Here is a 7,255-nt window from a genome sequence, read left to right on the forward strand (position 1 = left end):
CGCCGCCCAGGACCGGGTAGTACCAGTCCATCGAGTAGGTCGACTTGTCGGCGAACTCGGCGGCGTGCGCACGGATGGCGTGGCCCAGCCGACCGCCTGCCAGCTCCCAGTCCGGTTGCGGCTCGCCCAGCAACTCCGCCAACGCAACGCCCGCCCGGAGGGACTGATAGATGCTCGAGCTGCCGGTGAGCAGGCAGAAGTCGTCCACCGGGGTCCAGCGGATCCCCCGAAGCTCGCTTGGAGAGAGGTGACGAAGTCCAGTCCGGCACGGACCGACGGCCAGTACTGCCGGACGAACTGGAGATCACCGCGCACCAGCCAGTGGTGCCACACTCCCACTGCGAAGTAGGCCGACATGTTGGACTCGCCGCGCTCGTCCGCGGCCACCCCGTCCACGATCTTCATCGGCCACGAACCGTCGTGACGCTGCATGGTCGGCACCCAGGCATAGGCGCGCTCCGCGGCCTCGACCTGACCGCCCACCAGCATCGCCATGGCGGCCTCGACGTGGTTCCAGATGTCGACGTGCTCACCCGTGGTCCACGGAATCGCACCGCACGGCTCCTGCATGGCAGCGATCGCGGCAGCGGTGTCGGCCACCTGCTGCGCGCTGAGCAGGCCGTCGATCGTCGGGAGCTGGCTGAGCGGGATCTCGGGAAGGGCGCTCACGCAGCCTCCGGCTTCCGGAAGTACAGGACCATGCTCTTGCCGATGACCGGATCGAGCACCTTCCCGGCGAGCTTGAGGGCCGTCGGCTGCTTCATGATCTCCCACACCAGGAGCTTGTGATAGGCCTTGGCCAGCGGGTGGTTGTCGTTCTCGACACCGACCGCGCACTTGATCCACCAGTACGGCGCGTGCAACCCGTGGACGTAGTCCTTGCCTTCGAAGACCATCGCCTCACCCGGCGTACCGTCATTGGCACGCCCGGCCTTCGTGACCTTGTCGACGAGCTCGTGGTCGGTGTAGATCCGGATGTGACCACCCTCGGCGTTGTGGTAGTCGGGCGACAACCTCCAGTTGATGACCTCGGGAAGCCAGCGGGGCACCGACACCGCCAAGGTGCCACCGGGGCGGAGCACCCGGACGAGCTCCTTGATGGCTTGGATGTCGGAGCCGATGTGCTCCAGCACCTCGGCGCAGACGATCCGATCGAACTCGCCGTCCGCAAAGGGCAGCTGGAGCGCGTCGCCCTCCTTGATGTCGGCCTCGGCTCCTTCGGGCACCTCGCCCGCCTCACGCATCGCGACGAAGAGATCGCGGACCTTCGAGAGCTCGTCGGCGTCCATGTCGAACGCGACGACGTCCGCCCCGCGGCGATACATCTCGAAGGCGTGACGTCCTGCGCCACAGCCCATGTCCAGCACACGCTCGCCGGGACGCAGCCCCAAGCGGTCGAAATCAACGGTCAGCATGGGTGCTCCTCTGTGCCTCTCGGTCGGTGCTCTTGCCGGTGTTGCTCGGGTGGGCGGCGATGGCTTCTTCATAGGCGACGGCCACGGTCTCGGCCACGGCACGCCAGCTGAAACGTTCCAGGGCCCGCTTGCGACCGGCCTTGCCCATGCGCTCCCGGCGCTCGGGGTCGTCCAGCAGGGCAGCGATCGTCGCGCGGAGCTCTTCGACGTTGCCGGGCTCGATGAGATCGGCACACTCGCCGTCGGGACCGACGACCTCCGGAATGGCGCCCGCGCGGCTGACCACGAGCGGCGTCTCGCAGGCCATCAGTTCGGCGGTCGGGAGGGAGAACCCTTCGTAGAGCGAGGGCACGACGGCGAGTTCCGCGGAGCCCATCACCTCCACGAGCTCGGCGTCGCTGATGCCGTTGACGAAACTGACCGAGTCGCCCAGCGCGAGCTTCTCGATGAGCTGCTCGGTGCGACCACCTTCCTGGGGCTTCGTGACCATCAGGAGCTCAAGCTCGCGTTCGGTGCGCAGCTTGGCGAAGGCCTCGAGCAGCGTGTGAACACCCTTGATGGGCGCGTCCGCGCTCGCCATCGCCACGATCCTGCCGGGCACGCGGGGCCTCGTCGGAGGCTGGAACACTTCGTCGACGCCGAGTGGGATCACCTGGATCACCGCGGGATCGACACCGAAGTCGGCCACGATGTCGCGTGCCGAGGACTCCGAAGGTGTCAACACCCGCGTCGCGGCCCGCGCGACCCGGCCCTGCATGCGCAGGAATCCGTACCACCGACGCAGGGTCAGCTTCTTGCGGAGAGTGGGAGCTGCCTCGAGGTCGACCTTGCGGTCGAAGGTGATCGGGTGGTGCAGCGTGGTCACGAGGGGGAACTGCTCCATGAGCTCCACCATGCCGGTACCGAGCACCTGGTTGTCGTGGAGCACGTCGAAGTCGTCGCGGCGGGCCTTGAGGATCTTCGCGACCCGCCTGCTGAACGTCTTGGGCTCGGGGAAGCCGGCGACACACATCGTGAGGAACTCCTCGACGTCGATGCGGTCGCGGAACTCGCGAGGCCTGGGGATCCGGAAGGGATCGGGCTCACGGTAGAGGTCGAGACTGGGCACCTTGGTGAGGCCCACGCCCTCGTCGAGCTCGGGATACGGCTGACCGGAGAACACCTCGACCTCGTGGCCGAGCGCCACCAGCTCGCGGCTCAGGTGCCGGATGTAGACCCCTTGGCCACCGCAGTGCGGCTTGCTCCGGTAGGACAGCAGCGCTATTCGCACGAGCGACTCCTTCTCTCAGTCCGGTTCATCGTGAGCACCGGGACACGCCGCCCAGCTACCACCCAAATTGAAACGTGTTCCTATTATGGACCATCGCCGTTAGCCTTGGCGATGTAGGAACACTGCCAGCCGCCCTCACATGCCGACCGGTGACGTGACGCCCGTCACAGCTGGCTCGGACAAGGAAAAGTCATGAATGCGATGAACTCCCTCACCAACGAGGAGCTGGGCTCCACTGCCCAGCGAGAGCGTCGTCGTCGCATCCTCGTCGCGACCACCGAGCTCGCCTCGGAAGGGGGATTCGACGCGGTGCAGATGCGTGCCGTCTCCGAACGCGCAGACGTGGCGCTGGGCACGCTGTATCGCTACTTCCCTCCAAGATCCACCTGCTGGTCTCAGCACTGCACACTCAGTTCGAGCAGGCTGCCCAGGTGATGGACGCCAAGGCAATCCCCGGCGACACGCCGGCGGACCGGGTTCTCTTCGTGCTCAATCGCAACACCAAGATGATGCAGAAGGATCCGAACCTCACCGAGGCACTCACCCGGGCGTTCATGTTCGCGGATGCCACGGTGACGACGGAGATCCATGCGGTCGGCCTGTTGCTCACCGGCCTCCTCAACCAAGCCATGGATCCGACCTCCGCCGGACAACCGACCGACGAGCAGGTCGCGCTGGCACGGGTCATCGGTGACGTCTGGCTCGCCGCCCTCGTCGGCTGGGTCACCGGTCGCACCTCGGCCGAGGACGTCAGCCGCAACATGTCGGTGGCCATTCATCTCCTGCTGCGCTGACGCCGCCGCCAGGTGGCACCAGCGCTCCTTCGCGAGAGCGCGAAAGCTCCCGGACCGCAGTGCGGTCCGGGAGCTTCTTGGCTGACTCAGCCGCCGAAGACGTGGGTGGCAGTGGCGCCACCGTCGATGGCGATCTCCGCGCCGGTGACGAAGCCGGACTCGTCGGAGGCCAGGTAGACATAGAGCGGAGCGATGTCGAGCGGGTTGCCGACCCGCTTGAGCGCCACCTTCGAGGCGCCGTACTCCATCGCTGCGTCACCTCCGTGCGGACGGGTCATCGGTGTGTCGATCATGCCCGGATGGACCGAGTTGACCCGGATCCCGGCCGGCCCGAGCTCCACGGCAGCAGCCTTCGTCATGCCCCGGATGGCGAACTTGGTGGCGGTGTAGCCCACGCAGTGCGGCATGCCGGCAAGGCCCTCGATCGAGGAGGCGTTGACGATGGACCCGCCGCCGTTCTCCCGCATCACGGGGGCCACGGTCTTCATCCCCAGGAAGCAACCGAGCTGGTTGACCCGGAAGAGCAGCTCGAACTCCTCCTGCGTCATCTCCTCGACCGAGGCGAAGCGCAGGATGCCCGCGTTGTTGGCGAGCACACTGACCGGTCCGAAGAGCTCGGTGGTGCGCGCCACCACCGTCTGCCACGAGGCCTCGTTGCTCACGTCGTGGTGGACGAAGGCGGCCGCGTCACCGAGTTCCTCGGCAACGGCGGCGCCGAGGTCGTCGGCGACGTCGGCGATCACCACCTTCGCACCTTCGTTGACGAAGTGACGGGCGATCTCCGCGCCCTGCCCCTGCGCACCACCGGTGACGATTGCGACCTTGCCGGCGAGTCTTGCCATTGTGATTCCTGTCTTCAGACCGTGAGCTTCATGAACGTGTCGGCGGAGAAGGTCCGCTCCTTGTCCTCGCGATCGGCGAAGTAGCCACCGACCTGCTTGGCGAGGTCACCGAGGTCCCACGTCTCGCCGGAGGCGTCGAAGCGCTGCTCGACCACCGGAGCGGCAACGAGAGCGACCATGCCGCCGTAGACGACGAACACCTGCGCGGAGATCTCCTGCGCAGCAGGCGATGCCAAGTAGGCGACGAGCGGAGCGACGTGCTCGGGCGAGTACGGGTCGATCGTCTTGCCGGACTCGTCGGGCGCGAAGACGGCCTCGGTCATGGCGGTGCGGGCCCGCGGGCAGATCGCGTTGGCGGTGACGCCATAGCGCGAGAGCGCCCGGGCAGCGGAGACGGTGAGTGCGGTGATGCCGCTCTTGGCCGCGGCATAGTTCGCCTGGCCGGGCGACGCGGTCAGGAACGCCTCGGACGAGGTGTTGACGATGCGTCCGTAGACGGTGCCGTCGCCCGCCTTGGCCTTGTCCTTCCAGTACGCCGCAACGTTGCGGGTCAGCAGGAAGTGGCCACGCAGGTGGACCTTGAGGACGAGATCGAACTCTTCATCGCTCATGTTGAAGAGCATCTTGTCGCGAGTGATGCCGGCGTTGTTGACCACGATGTCGAGCGAGCCGAACTCGTCGACGGCCGTCTTCACCATGGCGTCGGCGGTTGCCCGCTCCCCCACGTCACCGGTGACGATGCGTACCTCGGCACCGAGCCCACGAAGCTCCTCTGCAGCCTCGTCGGCTGCGCCGGGAAGGTCGTTGAGGACGATCCTGGCACCTGCCGTCGCGAGGGCACGTGCCTCCGCGCGGCCCAATCCCTGACCGGATCCGGTGACGACGGCGACGCGGCCGTCGAGGTCCAACTGCTGCTCTGACATGGGTGTTCTCAGTCCTCCACGATGGAAATTGCTGACTTCGGGCAGGCCGCCACGGCGCGCTGGATCCGGTCCCGGTTCTCGTCGACGACGTCCTCGGTCAAGATGACCAGGTAGTCGTCGTCATCGAGCTCGAAGACATCCGGAGCCATGGCCACACACAAGGCGTTGGATTCGCACAGGTCGAAGTCCACACTCACCTTCATCTCAAGGCACCTCTCTGGTTCGGTGACCAGCCCGATGGGCGTGGCCAGTCTCTGTGGTGGAGTCGGAACCGCCGAGCGGCGGTCCCGATCAGTGGTAGGGCTTGTCGGGCTAGCCCTCGCTGGAGTGACCCGGGAACACATGGGCGGACGGGTCGATGACCACGGCCGCGTTGTTGACCGCTGTCGCGGCTTCACCGAAACCGACCGCGATCAGGCGGACCTTGCCCGGGAACTCGGTGATGTCGCCGGCTGCGAAGACACGAGGAAGGTTGGTGCGCATGGCGGAGTCGACCACCACATGACGCTTGTCGAGCTCGAGTCCCCACTCCTTGAGCGCGCTCAGATCGGCCACGAACCCGAGGGCGGCAACGATCCGCTGGGCAGGCAGCACCTGCTTGTCATCGCCGTCGATCGTCACCTCGACGCTCTCGACGCCGTCACCGCCGCTGACACCCGTCACCTGGGCCTTCGTGATGATGCGGACCGACGACTGCTTGACCGCCTGCACGGTCCGTTCGTGTGCCCGGAACGCGTCACGGCGGTGGACCAGCGTCACGCTGCGCGTGATCGGCTCAAGGTGCTGCGCCCAGTCGAAGGCGCTGTCGCCACCGCCGACGATCACGACGTCCTTCCCCCGGTAGGGCTCGAAGTCCGGAACGAAGAAGTCGACGCCACGTCCGATCCATTCGTCCGCCGCGGGAAGCGGCCGCGGCGAGAACTTTCCGATGCCAGCCGTGATCAGCACGGTGCGGGCGCTGACCACCGTGCCGTCGTCAAGTGTGAGTGTCGCGCCTTCGTCACCGGTGGTGAGCCCGGTCGCCGTCCTCCCCAAGAGGTACGTCGGCTCCGCGGTCTGCGCCTGAGCGACCAGTCCGGCGACGAGCTCGCGACCCTTGATCGTGGGAAAGCCGGCGACGTCGAGGATCGCCTTCTCCGGATACATCGCGGTGATCTGCCCGCCTAGCTCGGGCAGGGAGTCGATGACCGCGACCTTGAGTCCACGGAAGCCTGCGTAGTAGGTCGCGAACAGACCGGTCGGACCTCCACCGATCACCGCGACATCACACTCGACGTCCACGTGAACTCCTGACTCTTCGACCAACGATTGTGGAACGTGTTCTAGTTTGGCACAGAAGCCGGCGGTTGTGGAGCCCTTCGACGGTCAGGCCGAGGTCAGCCTGCCTGCAACGACGAGATCCGCCAGGTGTCGCCATCCTTCTCCCCCACGACGTCGAGCCGCAATGGATAGTTGTCGGAGACGGCGTTCTTGCCCGTCCCCTTGGTGACGAGCTGGTTGACGAAGAGCAGGGCCCGGACTCGGGTAGGGGTCGCACTGATGACCGACTGTCCGGCAACCGTCACGACGTACTCGGCCTCGTTCTCCTTCAGCTTCGGAGCCGTCTCCGCGATGGTCTGACGCAGGTCGTTGACCAGGAAGTCCTCGGTGACCAGCTCGGCCGCCAACTCCTCGTGGGTGTCGATGGTCTCGTAGTTGAAACTGAGGATCTTGGTGACATTGTGCGCGATCTCGTCGACGGCCGCCGTCCACTCCAGCGGCGTCGTCGCCACGGGCAGTTCCCCCTCCTTCGGCAAGGTGAACTCCCCGGCCCGCGTCACCGGCGTCCACATCGCGACGTCGGCGCGCCCGGGATCGGGCTCGTCCTGGAACTGGAGGACGACCAGGATGCCCAGCACGACGGCGGCCACGCCGACGAGCACAGCCAGGATCCGCGTGGTGCGGGGTCGTTGCAGGATGCCGGGAGCAGAGGAGGCGGGCTCGGCGGCGTCCGGCTCAGCGGCGGCGTCGT

At 66.7% G+C, this 7,255-nt stretch carries 9 protein-coding genes; 2 read left to right on the plus strand and 7 right to left on the minus strand.

Going from position 1 to position 7,255, the window contains the following annotated elements; genetic code table 11:
* Positions 1-665: 665 nt before the first annotated feature.
* On the minus strand, positions 666-1,415 hold the full coding sequence (locus L1066_RS09290) for a class I SAM-dependent methyltransferase (RefSeq protein WP_235736063.1): 750 nt from the start codon (positions 1,413-1,415) through the stop codon (positions 666-668).
* Positions 1,402-2,685, minus strand: a complete 1,284-nt coding sequence (locus L1066_RS09295) for a glycosyltransferase family 4 protein (RefSeq protein WP_235736064.1) — start codon at positions 2,683-2,685, stop codon at positions 1,402-1,404. The genes L1066_RS09290 and L1066_RS09295 overlap by 14 nt, the downstream gene beginning before the upstream one ends.
* Positions 2,686-2,877: 192 nt before the next feature.
* Here L1066_RS09295 and L1066_RS09300 point away from each other — a divergent pair, with 192 nt between their 5' ends.
* Both L1066_RS09300 and L1066_RS09305 read left to right on the plus strand, forming a co-directional pair.
* A complete protein-coding gene (locus tag L1066_RS09300) occupies positions 2,878-3,120 on the plus strand; it encodes a TetR family transcriptional regulator (protein WP_235736065.1) in 243 nt (80 codons plus the stop codon).
* A complete protein-coding gene (locus L1066_RS09305) occupies positions 3,120-3,479 on the plus strand; it encodes a hypothetical protein (protein ID WP_235736066.1) in 360 nt (119 codons plus the stop codon). The genes L1066_RS09300 and L1066_RS09305 overlap by 1 nt, the downstream gene beginning before the upstream one ends.
* 86 nt (positions 3,480-3,565) lie before the next feature.
* Here L1066_RS09305 and L1066_RS09310 read toward each other — a convergent pair whose 3' ends face one another.
* From L1066_RS09310 to L1066_RS09330, 5 genes are all read right to left on the minus strand, one after another.
* Positions 3,566-4,321, minus strand: coding sequence for a glucose 1-dehydrogenase (locus L1066_RS09310; RefSeq protein ID WP_235736067.1), 756 nt, complete (start codon positions 4,319-4,321; stop codon positions 3,566-3,568).
* Between the two features lie 14 nt (positions 4,322-4,335).
* A complete protein-coding gene (locus tag L1066_RS09315) occupies positions 4,336-5,244 on the minus strand; it encodes a 3-oxoacyl-ACP reductase (RefSeq protein ID WP_235736068.1) in 909 nt (302 codons plus the stop codon).
* Between the two features lie 8 nt (positions 5,245-5,252).
* Positions 5,253-5,447 (minus strand): ferredoxin, encoded by a 195-nt coding sequence (locus L1066_RS09320; protein WP_235736069.1) that lies wholly within the window; start codon positions 5,445-5,447, stop codon positions 5,253-5,255.
* A gap of 109 nt (positions 5,448-5,556) precedes the next feature.
* Positions 5,557-6,525: an NAD(P)/FAD-dependent oxidoreductase gene (locus tag L1066_RS09325; protein WP_235736070.1), complete on the minus strand. Its 969-nt coding sequence runs from the start codon at positions 6,523-6,525 to the stop codon at positions 5,557-5,559.
* Positions 6,526-6,620: 95 nt separating this feature from the next.
* Positions 6,621-7,255 (minus strand): hypothetical protein (locus L1066_RS09330; RefSeq protein ID WP_235736071.1); only part of this gene is annotated, 635 nt, incomplete at its 5' end.

Source organism: Nocardioides alcanivorans (assembly GCF_021555175.1).
Taxonomy (GTDB): domain Bacteria; phylum Actinomycetota; class Actinomycetes; order Propionibacteriales; family Nocardioidaceae; genus Nocardioides; species Nocardioides alcanivorans.

What these genes read in the sequence shown, in the direction of transcription:
- L1066_RS09315 (WP_235736068.1), bottom strand. Translation starts at nt 5,244, where the DNA reads ATGTCAGAGCAGCAGTTGGACCTCGACGGCCGCGTCGCCGTCGTCACC.
- L1066_RS09290 (WP_235736063.1), bottom strand. Translation starts at nt 1,415, where the DNA reads ATGCTGACCGTTGATTTCGACCGCTTGGGGCTGCGTCCCGGCGAGCGT.
- L1066_RS09300 (WP_235736065.1), top strand. Translation starts at nt 2,878, where the DNA reads ATGAATGCGATGAACTCCCTCACCAACGAGGAGCTGGGCTCCACTGCC.
- L1066_RS09310 (WP_235736067.1), bottom strand. Translation starts at nt 4,321, where the DNA reads ATGGCAAGACTCGCCGGCAAGGTCGCAATCGTCACCGGTGGTGCGCAG.
- L1066_RS09305 (WP_235736066.1), top strand. Translation starts at nt 3,120, where the DNA reads ATGGACGCCAAGGCAATCCCCGGCGACACGCCGGCGGACCGGGTTCTC.
- L1066_RS09320 (WP_235736069.1), bottom strand. Translation starts at nt 5,447, where the DNA reads ATGAAGGTGAGTGTGGACTTCGACCTGTGCGAATCCAACGCCTTGTGT.